The following is a 13516-nucleotide window of genomic DNA, read 5'->3' on the forward strand; positions in this document are numbered from 1 at the left end:
TTGCAGTGCGTGTGCTACGAACTCGTACGCGGCTGACTTACACCACGCCGGCTCCGTGCGCCTGCTGATCCGCCCAGTAACTGGAGCGGACCATCGGGCCGCAGGCGGCGTTCTTGAAGCCCATCTTCAGCGCTTCGGTCTCGAACATCTTGAAGGTGTCGGGATGGACGTAGCGCAGCACCGGCAGGTGGCCGCCGGAGGGTTGGAGGTATTGGCCGATGGTGAGCATGTCCACGTTGTGGGCGCGCATGTCGCGCATCACTTCGAGGATTTCCTCGTCGGTTTCGCCGAGGCCGACCATCAGGCCGGACTTGGTGTTGACCTCCGGGTGGCGGGCCTTGAACTGCTTGAGCAGTTCCAGCGAGTAGGCGTAGTCGGCACCCGGGCGGGCCTGCTTGTAGAGGCGCGGCACGGTTTCCAGGTTGTGGTTCATGACGTCCGGCGTGGACTGGTCGAAGATGTCCAGGGCCACGTCCATGCGGCCGCGGAAGTCGGGCACCAGCACTTCGATGGTGGTCTTGGGGCTGGCTTCGCGCGTGGAGCGGATGCATTCGACGAAGTGCTGGGCGCCGCCGTCGCGCAGGTCGTCCCGGTCTACGCTGGTGATCACCACGTAGTTGAGGCGCATCGCGGCGATGGTCTTGGCCAGGTTGGCCGGTTCGTTGGCATCCAGCGGTTCGGGGCGGCCGTGGCCGACGTCGCAGAAGGGGCAGCGGCGGGTGCAGATGTCACCCATGATCATGAAGGTGGCCGTGCCCTTGCCGAAGCATTCGTGGATGTTGGGGCAGGAGGCTTCTTCGCAGACGGTGTGCAGCTTGTGCTCGCGCAGGGTGTCCTTGATCTCGTTGAAGCGTTCGACTTCGACGCCCGCACCGAGCTTGATGCGGATCCAGTCGGGCTTCTTGAGGCGCTCGGCGGGAACGATCTTGATGGGGATGCGGGCAGTTTTTTCGGCGCCGCGTTGCTTGCGGCTCTCGGAATCCATTGAATCTAATCCTTTGGTAAGGCGGTGGGCGGTACTTCGGGAAAATGTCGCTGGAGGTGGCCGAGAAGCCGTTCGGCGACTTCGTCGGGGCCTTCAGTCACGCCGAAGTCCTTGAGTTGTATTGTCTTGAGCCCACTATAGCCGCAAGGGTTGATCCACGTAAACGGGGTTAAATCCATGTCGACGTTAAGGGAAAGGCCGTGATAGCTGCAGCCGTTGCGTACGCGCAGGCCGAGGGCGGCGACCTTTTCTCCGGCGATATACACGCCTGGCGCGCCATCCTTGCGTTCTGCGACGAGGCCGAAGTCGGCGACGCAGTCGATGATGGCCTGTTCGAGCAGGTTCACCATTTCGCGCACCTTGAGGTGGCGGCGGTGCAGGTCGAGCAGCAGGTAGGCGACCACTTGGCCGGGGCCGTGGTAGGTGATCTGGCCGCCGCGGTCGATCTTGACCAGCGGGATTTCGGTGGCGTGCAGCAGGTGTTCGGGTTTGCCGGCCTGGCCGAGGGTGTAGACCGGCGGGTGCTGGACCAGCCACAACTCGTCCGGGGTGGCGTCGTTGCGGCTGGCGGTGAATTCCTGCATGGCCCGCCAGGTGGGCTCGTAGGGCACCAGGCCCAGGTGGCGGACGATCACAGTACGACCTTGACCAGCGGGTGGGCGGTCAGCGCGCGGTAGAGATCGTCGAGCTGGGCCTGGGAAATGGCATTGACGGTACAGGTGATGGACAGGTAGTTGCCCTTGGCCGACGGGCGCATCTCCATCGAGGTGCCGTCGAAGTCCGGTGCGTGCACCGTCACCACTTCCAGCACGGCCTGGGCGAAGCCGTCGACCCGCGCGCCCATGATCTTGATCGGGAATTCGCAGGGGAATTCGAGCAGGGTGGTGCGTTGTTCAGTCATCGATGTTCCTGGTTGAGGGGGAGGCGTCGGGGCGGGGGCGCGCTGGGCGGTCACCCTCACAAGATGCGGGCGCAGGTGCGCAACTTCAAGTGTCCCGACGCGATCCTCAAATGCCGCGGCTGTCAGAGGTTCTTGATCCACAGGCGCAGGGCGTCCCACAGGCGGCCGAACCAGCCGGCTTCGGGGACGTCGGAGAGGGCAACCAGCGGGTATTCGCCGATGGTCTTGCCGTCCATCGACAGTTGCACGCTGGCGACCTTCTGGCCCTTGGCGATCGGGGCGATCAGATCCGGCGGGGTGACGATGGCGGTCTTCAGCTTCTGTGCGTCGCCCTTCGGCAGGGACAGGATCAGGTCGCTCAGCACGCCGACCTTGACGCTGTTCTCGGCGCCCTTCCAGACCCGGAAATCGCTGACGGCCTGGTTGGCGGTATAGACCTTGGCGTCGTCGTAGGCCAGGTAGCCCCAGTTGAGCAGCTTCTGGGATTCCTGGGCGCGCACGTTGTCGCTGGTGGTGCCGACGACCACCGAGATCAGGCGGCGGTCGTTGCGCTTGGCGGAGGAGATCAGGCAGTAGCCGGCGCTCTCGGTGTGGCCGGTCTTGAGGCCGTCGACGGTCGGATCGAGGGCGAGCAGGCGGTTGCGGTTGGGCTGGCGGATCTTGTTGTAGGTGTATTCCTTGATGGAATAGATCGGGTAGAAGTCCGGGAAGTCGCGGATGATCGCGGCGGACAGCATGGCCAAGTCGTGCACCGAGGCCAGGTGGGTCGGGCTGGGCAGGCCGGTAGAGTTCTCGAAGTGGGTGTTCTTGAGGCCGAGGCGGGCGGCTTCCTTGTTCATCAGCTGCACGAAGTTCTCTTCGGAGCCGGCGATGGCTTCGGACAGCGCGATGCAGGCGTCGTTGCCGGACTGGATGATCATGCCGTGGATCAGTTCCTTCACGGTGACCGGCATGTTGGGCTCGATGAACATCTTGGAGCCGCTGATCTTCCAGGCCTTTTCCGAGACGGGAACGATCTGGTCGAGGGTGATGGTCTTGTTCTTGATCGCCGCGAACGTGAGGTAGGCGGTCATCAGCTTGGTCAGCGATGCCGGCTCGATACGCTCGTCGGGTTTCTCGGAGGTGAGCACCTGGCCGGAGCCCACGTCGAGGAGCAGCCAGGCCCGTGCAGCGACGGTCGGCGGGACCATCTGGGCGAAGACGAGGGTAGGAATCAGCAGCAGGAGCAGGATGAAACGACGCAACATGGTGGGGTGGGGAGAAGCAAAAGCGCAATTATAGACACCCCGTCCGGTGCCCGACGCCCGAGTTTGTAATGGTTTTTTTGCACTGCAGCGGGAACTCCATTAGGCTCGCCCTGTCTGGATTGACGCAATGCAACTCATTCGCCGTGGTCTCTCTCTCGTGCTGGCCTGTCTCGTGCTCATCTGGGCAGGGGCGGCCTTTGCCGACGATTGCATCGACGCGGCGGAAGATCTGGCCGACTACATGCAGAGCGCGGAGCAGTTCCACGCCGAGGCCGATCCGCTAGTCCCCGACCTGCACGGCGCCGATCCGCAGGACTGCCCGGCGCTCTCCAGCGGTATCCCGCTCCCTGTTCTCCATCTCTTAGACGTCCGCCCGGAAGCTGTTCCTCCGGTGTGGTACTCCATCCTGCCGCAGCCCGCGGCACCGCCTCCCAGAAACGCCTGAACGACCTGCCCGCCAGGGCCGGTTGCGCCTTCACGTCTTGTTCCGGACGGGCCTTGTGTCGCCTGTCGCTTGTCGCATAACAAAACGGGAGCAGCACCTGCTGGGTGCTGATGAATCCGCATGTTCAGGAAGTCCTTTCTGGCCGCCGCCCTTTTGCTGGCTGCCACCCACGCCGTCGCCGACGGTACTGCCACCTATTCCCTGCCGGCGCTGCGCGACGCGGCCCGGGCCGCCCATCCTTCCCTTGCCGCCGCGCGGGCGGCCGTCGAGGCCGGGCGGGCGCAGGTGACCAGTGCCGGCGCCTATCCCAACCCCGAGGTGGAGTTCCTCGCCGGCCGCACGCGGGCCCGCGCGCCCGGCGCCACCACCGGCGCGGTGCAGAGCCTCGAGATCACCCAGCGCGTCGACAACCCCTGGCAGCGGGACGCCCGCATCGACGCCGCCGGCTTCGCGCTGAATGCCCGCGAGGCCGAGCAGCGCAGTTTCGAGAACGATCTGCTGGCCCGCCTCGATCAGCGCTTCTACGAACTGCTGCGCCGGGAGGCAGAAGTGCGCGCGGCCAAGGAGGACCTGGGCCTTGCCGAGCAGATCCGCGCCCGCGTCGCGGTGCGCGTACAGACTGGTGAGTCGCCGCGCTATGAGCTGATCAAGGCCGACACCGAGCTGCTCAACGCGCAGAAGTCGGCCGAAGGCGCCGCGCTGCGGGTGTCCCAGGCGCGGGCGGCGCTGCGGGCGGTGGTCAGTCCGAACCTGCCTTCGGGGTTCGCGGTGGAGGGTTCGCTGGCGACCAGCCCGACGGTGCCGAGCCTCGAAAGCCTGCGCGCCGAGGTGCTGGCCCGCAATCCGGAGCTGGCGCGCAGCCAGGCCGAGGTGAAGCGCGCCGAGCGCCAGCTGGAGCTGGAGCGTCTGCGCCGCCAGCCCGAGCTGGCCGTCAAGGTGACCGAGGAGCGCGACAGCGAGCTCCGTGACAGCCGCGTCGGCGTGATCCTCAGCGTGCCGCTGTGGGACCGCCGCCAGGGGCCGGTGGCCGAGGCCGGCGCGCTGCTGAGCAAGAGCCGCAGCGAGCAGGCCGGGCAGGAGCTGGCCCTGACCCAGGCGCTGGAAGGCGCCTATCGCCAGTACGAGATCGCCCGCACCCAGGTGAATGCCCTCGAGAACGGGATCATCCGCGAGGCGGAGGCCGCGCTGAAGGTGGCCGAAGCCGCCTACCGCTTCGGCGAGCGCGGCATTCTCGACTACCTGGATGCCCAGCGGGTCTTCCGCGCCGCCCGTAATGAACTCATCGCCGCCCGCTACGAACTGCAGCTGGCCGTCATCGAAATCGAGCGCCTGCGCGCAGCTCAATGATCCGGATCGCTCCCATGAAGCTTCGACCGACCACCCTGGCCACCCTGCTGGCCGCCCTCATGATTTCCGCGTGCAGCAAGGATGCTGCGCAGACTACCGACAAACCCGCTGCCGACGCCAACGGCACGGCCGCCATCGCCGAAGGCGGTGTGGTCAATGCCAAGGTGCCGCCGGCCGATCCGGCACTGGTCACCGTGCCGCCCGGGTTCGGCGCCGAACTGAAGGTGACGCCGGCCGGGCAGAGCGCCGTTGCCGACACCCTGCGGGTGGCCGGCAAGGTGGATTTCGATGCGCAGCGAGTGACGCGCATCGGCGCGACGGTGACCGGCCGCGTCATCGACATCCAGGCCCAGCTGGGCCAGCCGGTGAAGATCGGCGACACGCTGGCGACGATCAACAGTACCGAGCTGAGCGCCGCCCAGCTCACCTACCTGAAAGCCCGCGCCCAGGCCGATCTGCAGGCGCGCAGCGTGGAACGGGCGCGCCAGCTGTTCGCCGCCGACGTGATCGGCAAGGCCGAGCTGCAGCGCCGCGAGAGCGAACTGGCCATTGCCTCCGCCGAACAGCGCGGCGCGGCCGACCAGTTGCGTGTGCTCGGCATGTCGTCGGGGGCCATCAACCGGCTGGGCAGTTCCGGCAGCATCAATTCGGTGATCTCGGTGGCGTCGACGATGGCTGGCGTCGTGGTCGAGCGGCCGGTGGCTCAGGGCCAGGTGGTGCAGCCGGCCGATGCGTTGTTCGTGGTGGCCGACCTGTCCCGCGTGTGGGTCACCGCCGAGGTGCCCGAGCAGCAGGCGGCACTGGTCAAGGCCGGCCAGTCGGTGGATATCGAGGTGCCGGCCCTCGGCTCGCGCCTGACCGGCAAGCTGATCTACGTGGCCGACACGGTCAATCCGGAGACCCGCACGATCTCCGTGCGCAGCGTGGTGGATAACGCCGCGCGCCAGCTCAAGCCGGCGATGCTGGCGACCATGCTGATCCAGGCCGCGCCGGTGGAGCGGGTGGTGGTGCCGTCCCAAGCGGTGGTGCGCGATGGCGATGCCGACAACGTCTTCGTCGAGACGGGGCCGCAGCAGTTCCGCCTGACCGCGGTGCGCCTCGGCCCCGACATGGACGGCCGGCGGGCGGTGCTGTCGGGCCTCAAGGCCGATCAGCGGATCCTCGTATCGGGTGCTTTCCACCTGAACAACGAGCGCAAGCGTAAAGAGCTGGAATAAGGACGGACCATGATCGAATCCCTTGTCCGTGCCGCGCTCCGCCAGCGCCTGGTGGTCGTGGTGGTGGCCGTGGTGCTGCTCGCCTTCGGCCTCAACGCGGCGCGCAAATTGTCGGTGGATGCCTTCCCCGATGTGACCAATGTACAGGTGCAGATCGCTACCGAAGCCAAGGGGCGTTCCCCCGAGGAGGTGGAGCGCTTCGTCACCGTGCCGTTGGAAATCTCCATGACCGGCCTGCCTGGCCTGGAGGAGATGCGTTCCCTCAACAAGCCCGGCCTGTCGCTGATTACGCTGGTGTTCACCGACGCGACCGATGTGTATTTCGCCCGCCAGCTGGTGATGGAGCGCCTGCTCGAAGTGGGCAGCCGGATGCCGGAAGGCGTGGTGCCGGTGCTCGGCCCGGTGTCCACCGGCCTCGGCGAGGTGTACCAGTACACCCTCGACCGGCCCGACGACGGCAACCGGGAGCTGACCGAGAAAGAGCTGACCGACAGGCGCATCGCCCAGGACTGGGTCGTGCGCCCGCTGCTGCGCTCGATCCCCGGCGTCGCGGAGATCAACTCCCAGGGTGGCTTCGCGCGCCAGTACCAAGTGCTGGTGAACCCCGACCGCCTGCGCCATTACAAGATCACCGTGCGCGACGTGTATGAGGCGGTGGCCCGCAACAACGCCAACTCCGGCGGCGGCGTGCTGCCCCAGTACGCCGAGCAGTACCTGATCCGCGGCGTCGGCCTGGTGAAGAGCCTGTCCGATATCGGCGCCATCGTGCTGAAGGAGGTCGGTGGCACGCCGGTGTATGTGCGCGACGTGGCGGAAGTGACCTTTGGCCACGAGGTGCGCCAGGGCGCGGTGGTGAAGAACGGCGTCACCGAGTCGGTGGGCGGTGTGGTGATGATGCTGCGCGGCGGCAACGCCAAGGAGGTGGTCAGCCGCATCAAGGCCCGCGTGGCGGAGATCAACGAGAAGGGCATGCTGCCCGACGGCCTGCAGATCGTGCCCTACTACGACCGCTCGGAGCTGGTCGATGCGGCGCTCTACACGGTCATCAAGGTGCTGCTGGAAGGCATCGCGCTGGTGGTGGTGGTGTTGTTCCTGTTCCTCGGCGACGTGCGTTCGAGTCTGATCGTGGTGGCCACGCTGGTGCTGACGCCGCTGCTGACCTTCCTGGCGATGAACCACTACGGCATCTCGGCCAACCTGATGTCCCTCGGCGGCCTGGCGATTGCCATCGGCCTGATGGTGGACGGTTCGGTGGTGGTGGTGGAGAACGCCTTCGCGCGTCTCGGCCATGCCACCGAGCGCGGCGAGAGCAAGGTACGCATCATCTTCGACGCGGTGCGCGAGGTGTCCACGCCGGTGATCTTCGGGGTCAGCATCATCATCCTGGTGTTCCTGCCGCTGATGACGCTGCAGGGCATGGAAGGCAAGATGTTTGCGCCGCTGGCCTACACCATCGCCATCGCGCTGGCGGTGTCCCTGTTCCTGTCCCTGACCCTCACGCCAGTGTTGTCATCCTACCTGCTGAAAGGCGGCGCGGAGCACGACACCTGGCTGATCGCCAAAATCAAGGCGCCCTACCTGAAGCTGCTGCACTGGGCGGTGGCCAACAGCCGCAAGACCGTCACTGGCGGGGTGATCCTGCTGGTCGTCACGCTGGGCATGTTCCCCTTCCTCGGCACTGCCTTCATTCCCGAGATGAAGGAAGGTTCGGTGGTGCCGGGCATCAACCGGGTGCCGAACATCTCGCTGGACGAGTCCATCAAGATGGAAATGGAGGCGATGCGCTTGGTGATGCAGGTGCCGGGCGTCAAGTCGGCCATCTCGGGCGTCGGTCGCGGCGAGTCGCCGGCCGACCCGCAGGGCCAGAACGAGTCGACCCCGATCGTCAGCCTCAAGCCCCGCGACGAGTGGCCGGCCGGGTGGACCCAGGACGACATCGCCGCGGCGATGCGCGAGAAGCTGAAGGCCCTGCCCGGCGTGCAGGTGGTGATGGCCCAGCCGATCTCCGACCGGGTGGACGAGATGGTCACCGGGGTGCGCTCCGACGTGGCGATCAAGGTCTTCGGCGACGATCTGGACGAGCTGAAGAAGAAGGCCGAGGAGATCGCCCGCGTGGCGGGCGGCATCGCCGGCTCCGAGGATATCCGCGTCGAGCGGGTCACCGGCCAGCAGTACCTGTCCATCGAGATCGACCGCCAGGCCATTGCCCGTCACGGCCTCAACGTGTCGGACGTGAACGACACCATCGAGGCTGCCATCGGCGGCAAGCAGGCCACCGAGGTGTATGAGGGCGAGCGGCGCTTTGCGTCGGTAGTGCGCCTGCCGGAGAGCTTCCGCGACAAGGTCGAGAAGATCGGCGACATCCTGATCAGCACGCCGGGCGGCGCCCAGGTGGCGCTGGAGAACCTGGCATTGATCCGCGTCGCCGACGGTCCGGCGCAGATATCCCGTGAGCTCGCCAAGCGTCGCATCGTGGTCGGCGTGAACGTGAAGGACCGGGATCTGGGCGGCTTCGTCGCCGAGCTGCAGAAGGCGGTGGATGCCAAGGTCAAGCTGAAGGAGGGCTATTACCTGGAATGGGGCGGCCAGTTCCAGAACCTGGAACGGGCGATGGGCCACCTGACGATCATCATCCCGGTGACCGTCGGGGCGATCTTCTTCCTGTTGTTCCTGCTGTTCGGCTCCCTCAAGCTGGCCAGCCTGATCATCCTGGTGCTGCCGTTTGCCAGCGTTGGCGGGGTGATCGGCCTCCTGGTGACCGGCGAATACCTGTCGGTGCCAGCCTCGGTGGGCTTCATCGCCCTGTGGGGGATCGCGGTGCTCAATGGGGTCGTGTTGGTGAGCTACATCCGCAGCCTGCGCACCGAGGGCGTGCCGCTGGCCGAGGCGGTGGTGAAGGGGGCGACGCTGCGTTTCCGGCCGGTGATGATGACCGCGACGGTAGCCCTGCTGGCGCTGGTGCCCTTCCTGTTCGCCACCGGGCCGGGCTCGGAAGTGCAGCGTCCGCTGGCCATCGTGGTGATCGGCGGGTTGATCACCTCGACCCTGCTGACCCTGGTGGTGCTGCCGACCCTCTACAAGTGGTTCGACGACACCCCCTACGAAGCCTGATCAAGACTTGAAAGGGCCGCCCTGCGGGGCGGCCCGCTGCAGTGCGAAGGAGACATCATGAAAGAGATACGCGCCGTCATCCGGCCCCAGAAACTGCCCCGGCTGCGTGAAGTTCTGCGGGCTATCCCCGGCTTTCCGGGGATGACCATCAGCAAGGCGGTGGGCTGCGGCTCTACCGTGCGTCACACGCCGGCCACCATCAAGGACGAGCTGACGGATTTCAGCGACAAGGTACGGGTCGAGATCCTCGCTCCGGATGAGCTGGTGGATGCGCTGGTCGAGCAGGTCGTGCAGGTGGCCAGCACCGGCCAGACCGGCGACGGGCTGGTGTGGGTGGTGGATGTGGACCGCGCGGTGTTCATCCGCAAGACCGTCGACGGCACCCCGCAAGCCTGAGGCGCCGGTCGTTCAGAGATCGATGGCGACGGACAGCCAGACCATGCTGGACGCCGGATTCACCGGCCGGTCGGGGTGCAGGAACTGCTCCGAGCGGTCGGTGATCTCCTGGTGCGACGAGCCCAGGTTGATGCCGTTCAGCGCCACTTCCACCAGACGGCCATCCATGCGGAAGTTGCGAGCGATACGCAGGTCGAGGGTGGTGTAGGGCCGCGACACGTAGTCATAGCCCGGCACGTAGCCGTAGCCGCCGGCCAGCGGCCCCATGCGCAGCAGGCTGGCCGTGCTCTTCCAGCCATTGCCGTAGTCCTGCAACCAGGTCAGGCTGGCCGAATAGGGCGAGGTGCGCTCGGCGATGGATCGATCACTGACCCGGCGATCGATCAGCGTGTGGCTGAACAGCACTTCGCCGCCGGTCCAGGGTTTGGTGCGCAGCTGGTATTCGATGCCGCGCAGCTCGACCGGCGTGTCCACATTGACGAACTGGGAACTGGGCAGCGGCAGCGGCAGCGGGCCGACCGGGGAGGGCACCGTCTGCCGGATCACGAAATCGGTGATGCGTTCGTTGAAGATGCGCACGTCCAGTGTGGCGTCGAAGGCCGGGAAGCGCCCGAGGTAACCCACTTCGACGGTATCCACGTGCGGCGTGCGCAGATTGGGATTGGACACGTAGGGCCACGACACCAGGATGCCCGATTTGGGATCGTAGGCCCGCACGTCGCCGTATAGGTCGAACAGGTTGCGCTGCTGCCACGCCCGCGCGTAGCCGGCCCGGAAGGTGTCGCGGGGGCTCGCCTGCCAGTTGAGGAAGGCGCGTGGGATGAACTGGCTGGCCATCCCGCTGTTCTTCTCCAGCAGGCCGCCGAGGTTGAGTTGCCACTCGGGGGTCAGGTGCCAGTCGAGATTGGCGAAGCCGCGGTACAGGTCGAGCACCGGCGGTTTCTGGCCTGCGAACAGGAAGGACGCGTCGGTCGAGTCGCGCCGCGCCTCGAGGCCCCACACCATGCGTGCATCGGGGGTCAGCGCGAAGCGGTGCTGGATCTCGGCGTTGGTGCGATCGCTGTCGCGGCTGCGATTGAGTGGGACGGCCGGAAAGGTGGGCGGCGCCGAGGCCAGCCACTTCTCCGTGCCGGCTTCGTGGTTGCGGTAGAGGCTGACCAGCCATTCTTCGTTCTCGTCGAGCGTCCGGCGCCAGGTCAGGTGGATGGTTGATGCCTCGGAATCGGCGTTCCGCTCGGCATTGTTGTCGAACAGCGAATCGGGGTAGCCGAGTCCCCGCTGGGCGCGGCTGTACCCGGCCCGCAGTGTCAGTTCGTCGCGGGAATTCAGGCGGTAGTCGCTGCGCAGGCTGAGCGTTTGAGTGTGGCGGGAGTCGTTGAGGGCGCTGAAGCCGTTGTCCCGCGTCTGGGCGGCGGACAAGCGGACGCCCAGCCCGTCGCTACCGCCCGTCCAGCTCGCGTACAGGTCGGCGATGCCGTGCTGGCCGACATTGATCTGGCCCGAGGTGCCGTGGTCCTGGTGGCTGTGGCGGGTGATGATGTTGATGACGCCCAGGAATGCATTGGCACCGTAGGCATTGGAGTTGGTGCCGCGGACGACCTCGATGCGCTCGATTTCCTGGATGGTGAGCGGCAGCGCTGACCAGTCGACACCGCCGAAGGAGCTCGGCGCATACACCGAGCGGCCGTCGATGAGGACCTGGATTTCGGTCGGGTAGTCGCTGCCGAGGCCGTGGTAGGTTACCCACTGGGCATGGCCGCGCTCCTGGCCGACCTGCATGCCGGGAACGAGTCGCAGCAGGCGGGCGACATCCCGGTAGCCGGTGGCGCGGATGAACTCGCGGTCGAGGATGGTGACCGCGCCGGGCGCTTCATTGAGGACCTGGGGCAGGCGGGATGCCGACAGGACCGTGGGCAGTTCTTCGAAAAACGGGGATTCCGCGCTGTCACCCCGGCTCTGCGCCTGGGCATGGAGCGTGGGCAGGCACAGCAAACCGGCAAGCGCAGCAGGTAGGGCCTGCCGAATTGTCAGCAAGGGCATTGAGCGATTTTTATTTTTGGGTGGAAACGGGGGTCTCCCAGACTTTTGTCACCCCCAACCTTTCGATTATATCGACCTCGCTCTGGTTAGGTTGTGAATCATTTTATCGGTATTAAATGAGCTATCTCACAATTCTATGGCTCCGGGTGGACCGGCTGCATCGTCTGTCGACAGCGCAGCCGGCGGCCGGGCTCAGGACAGGCGAACGGCCACGAAGATGCGGCTGCCGCCGCGCTGGACCAGCAGCGCGAAGCGGTTGCCGGCCGCGTCGAGGAGCTTGCGGAACTGGGCCACGCCGGTGACTGGCTGATTGTTGATCCCAAGGATCACGTCGCCGGCCTGCAGGCCGGCCTTGGCGGCCGGGCCGGCGGCATCTTCGACCAGCAGGCCGCCGGGCACGCCGAGGCGGGAGGCTTCCTGGGCTGTCAGCCCACGGCCGGTCAGGCCCAGCTTGCTGCTGGCTGCTTCGGACTTGTGCTCCGGGGGGGCGGCGAGGCTGCGTTCGGCGACCTGTTCGCCCAGGGTGACGTTGAGCTCGCGGGCCTTGCGGTCGCGCCAGACCGACAGGCGCACCACAGAGCCCGGTTTCAGCTCGCCGATGATGCGCGGCAGGTCGGCGGAGCTGTCCACCTTCTGGCCGTTGACGCCGAGGACCACATCACCCGCCTGCAGTCCGCCCTTTTCGGCCGGCGAGCCCGCTTCGACGTTGGCGACCAGTGCGCCGGTGGGCTTGTCGAGACCGAAGTTCTGGGCCAGGTCGGTGTCGAGGCCCTGGATGGCCACGCCGAGGCGGCCACGGGACACTTTGCCGTACTTCTGCAACTGATCCTTGACCTTCAGCGCCACGTCGATGGGGATTGCGAAGGAGATGCCCATGAAGCCGCCGGAGCGGGAGTAGATCTGCGAGTTGATGCCGATCACTTCGCCGGCCAGGTTGAACAGCGGTCCGCCGGAGTTGCCCGGGTTGATCGCCACGTCGGTCTGGATGAAGGGCACGTAGGTCTCGTCCGGCAGGCGGCGCGCCTTGGCGCTGATGATGCCGGCGGTCACGGTGTTTTCGAAGCCGAAGGGCGAGCCCATTGCGACGACCCACTCGCCGACCTTGCTGTGTTCGGCGTCGCCGGTCTTCACGTAGGGCAGACCGCTGGCGTTGATCTTCAGCAACGCCACGTCGGTGCGTTTGTCGGAGCCGACCACCTTGGCCTTGAACTCGCGCTTGTCGGTCAGCCGGACGGTGACCTCGGTGGCGCCGTCCACCACGTGGGCGTTGCTCAGCACGTAGCCGTCGGCGCTGACGATGAAGCCCGAGCCGACGCCCTGCTGGATCTGCTCGGGCGCCGCCCGGCCACCGCGTCCGCCGCCGCTGCCCGGCGTGCCGGGCACGGGGATGCCGAAGCGGCGCAGGAAGTCGTAGAAGGGATCGTCGGCGAAGGGGTCTTCGCCGGACGCGGCGTCGCCGCGGCTGATCTTCTGGGTGACGCTGATATTGACGACTGCCGGCCCTACCTGTTCGACCAATCCCGAAAAGTCCGGCAGGCCGTAGCGGTTGGCCGCGGCGGCGGAAGGTGCCGCAGGAGCGACCGCCGGCGGCGTGCTGACGGCATGGGACGGGGAAATGGCGCCGCCCTCCTGCAGGCAGCCCGACAGGGCCAGGACGATGGCGGAAAAGGCGAGGCTGGAACGAAGCACGGCAGTTTTCATGCGCAACTCCTGTAGTTTTTATCTGAATTCATGGACGCCGCGCGGCGGCGTCGTGTTCCCTGCTACAACAATCGCTTACAAAAGTGGGGGTGATCGGACAGACTGCAAGAGGGCCGCGCGGCTGCC

General features: G+C 66.5%; 11 protein-coding genes. 5 read left to right on the top strand and 6 right to left on the bottom strand.

The features are described from left to right. Nucleotides 1–37: 37 nt before the first annotated feature. The 4 genes from lipA to AC3QL2_RS12815 all read right to left on the bottom strand — a co-directional run bounded on the left by lipA (nt 38) and on the right by AC3QL2_RS12815 (nt 3133). The gene (gene lipA, locus AC3QL2_RS12800) at nt 38–985 is read right to left on the bottom strand and encodes a lipoyl synthase (RefSeq protein WP_493230751.1); all 948 of its coding nucleotides are present in this window, start codon (nt 983–985) and stop codon (nt 38–40) included. Nucleotides 986–990: 5 nt separating this feature from the next. Continuing rightward, nucleotides 991–1620, bottom strand: a complete 630-nt coding sequence (lipB, locus tag AC3QL2_RS12805; RefSeq protein ID WP_493230752.1) for a lipoyl(octanoyl) transferase LipB — start codon at nt 1618–1620, stop codon at nt 991–993. Further along, the gene (locus AC3QL2_RS12810; RefSeq protein WP_493230753.1) at nt 1617–1886 is read right to left on the bottom strand and encodes a YbeD family protein; all 270 of its coding nucleotides are present in this window, start codon (nt 1884–1886) and stop codon (nt 1617–1619) included. Before AC3QL2_RS12810 ends, lipB begins: the two co-directional genes overlap by 4 nt. 122 nt (nt 1887–2008) lie before the next feature. Then, nucleotides 2009–3133 carry a D-alanyl-D-alanine carboxypeptidase family protein gene (locus AC3QL2_RS12815; RefSeq protein ID WP_493230754.1) on the bottom strand — a complete coding sequence of 375 codons (1125 nt, stop codon included), beginning with the start codon at nt 3131–3133 and terminating at the stop codon, nt 2009–2011. Between the two features lie 127 nt (nt 3134–3260). Here AC3QL2_RS12815 and AC3QL2_RS12820 point away from each other — a divergent pair, with 127 nt between their 5' ends. The 5 genes from AC3QL2_RS12820 to AC3QL2_RS12840 all read left to right on the top strand — a co-directional run bounded on the left by AC3QL2_RS12820 (nt 3261) and on the right by AC3QL2_RS12840 (nt 9649). Next, the gene (locus AC3QL2_RS12820) at nt 3261–3578 is read left to right on the top strand and encodes a hypothetical protein (protein ID WP_493230755.1); all 318 of its coding nucleotides are present in this window, start codon (nt 3261–3263) and stop codon (nt 3576–3578) included. 120 nt (nt 3579–3698) lie between these two features. Beyond that, the gene (locus AC3QL2_RS12825; protein WP_493230756.1) at nt 3699–4925 is read left to right on the top strand and encodes a TolC family protein; all 1227 of its coding nucleotides are present in this window, start codon (nt 3699–3701) and stop codon (nt 4923–4925) included. A 14-nt stretch (nt 4926–4939) separates the two neighbouring features. Then, complete coding sequence (locus AC3QL2_RS12830) at nt 4940–6142, top strand: efflux RND transporter periplasmic adaptor subunit (RefSeq protein ID WP_493230757.1); 1203 nt, start codon at nt 4940–4942, stop codon at nt 6140–6142. A gap of 9 nt (nt 6143–6151) precedes the next feature. Continuing rightward, nucleotides 6152–9253, top strand: coding sequence for an efflux RND transporter permease subunit (locus tag AC3QL2_RS12835; RefSeq protein ID WP_493230759.1), 3102 nt, complete (start codon nt 6152–6154; stop codon nt 9251–9253). A gap of 57 nt (nt 9254–9310) precedes the next feature. After that, complete coding sequence (locus AC3QL2_RS12840; RefSeq protein WP_493230761.1) at nt 9311–9649, top strand: P-II family nitrogen regulator; 339 nt, start codon at nt 9311–9313, stop codon at nt 9647–9649. Nucleotides 9650–9661: 12 nt separating this feature from the next. Here AC3QL2_RS12840 and AC3QL2_RS12845 read toward each other — a convergent pair whose 3' ends face one another. Next, on the bottom strand, nt 9662–11689 hold the full coding sequence (locus tag AC3QL2_RS12845) for a TonB-dependent receptor plug domain-containing protein (protein ID WP_493230762.1): 2028 nt from the start codon (nt 11687–11689) through the stop codon (nt 9662–9664). Between the two features lie 192 nt (nt 11690–11881). After that, on the bottom strand, nt 11882–13390 hold the full coding sequence (locus AC3QL2_RS12850; RefSeq protein WP_493230763.1) for a DegQ family serine endoprotease: 1509 nt from the start codon (nt 13388–13390) through the stop codon (nt 11882–11884). Nucleotides 13391–13516: the final 126 nt, after the last annotated feature.

The organism is Zoogloea sp. GW822-FHT05C07 (genome assembly GCF_058800215.1).

What these genes read in the sequence shown, in the direction of transcription:
- lipA (WP_493230751.1), bottom strand. Translation starts at nt 985, where the DNA reads ATGGATTCCGAGAGCCGCAAGCAACGCGGCGCCGAAAAAACTGCCCGC.
- AC3QL2_RS12810 (WP_493230753.1), bottom strand. Translation starts at nt 1,886, where the DNA reads ATGACTGAACAACGCACCACCCTGCTCGAATTCCCCTGCGAATTCCCG.
- AC3QL2_RS12815 (WP_493230754.1), bottom strand. Translation starts at nt 3,133, where the DNA reads ATGTTGCGTCGTTTCATCCTGCTCCTGCTGCTGATTCCTACCCTCGTC.
- AC3QL2_RS12820 (WP_493230755.1), top strand. Translation starts at nt 3,261, where the DNA reads ATGCAACTCATTCGCCGTGGTCTCTCTCTCGTGCTGGCCTGTCTCGTG.
- AC3QL2_RS12825 (WP_493230756.1), top strand. Translation starts at nt 3,699, where the DNA reads ATGTTCAGGAAGTCCTTTCTGGCCGCCGCCCTTTTGCTGGCTGCCACC.
- AC3QL2_RS12830 (WP_493230757.1), top strand. Translation starts at nt 4,940, where the DNA reads ATGAAGCTTCGACCGACCACCCTGGCCACCCTGCTGGCCGCCCTCATG.
- AC3QL2_RS12835 (WP_493230759.1), top strand. Translation starts at nt 6,152, where the DNA reads ATGATCGAATCCCTTGTCCGTGCCGCGCTCCGCCAGCGCCTGGTGGTC.
- AC3QL2_RS12840 (WP_493230761.1), top strand. Translation starts at nt 9,311, where the DNA reads ATGAAAGAGATACGCGCCGTCATCCGGCCCCAGAAACTGCCCCGGCTG.
- AC3QL2_RS12845 (WP_493230762.1), bottom strand. Translation starts at nt 11,689, where the DNA reads ATGCCCTTGCTGACAATTCGGCAGGCCCTACCTGCTGCGCTTGCCGGT.
- AC3QL2_RS12850 (WP_493230763.1), bottom strand. Translation starts at nt 13,390, where the DNA reads ATGAAAACTGCCGTGCTTCGTTCCAGCCTCGCCTTTTCCGCCATCGTC.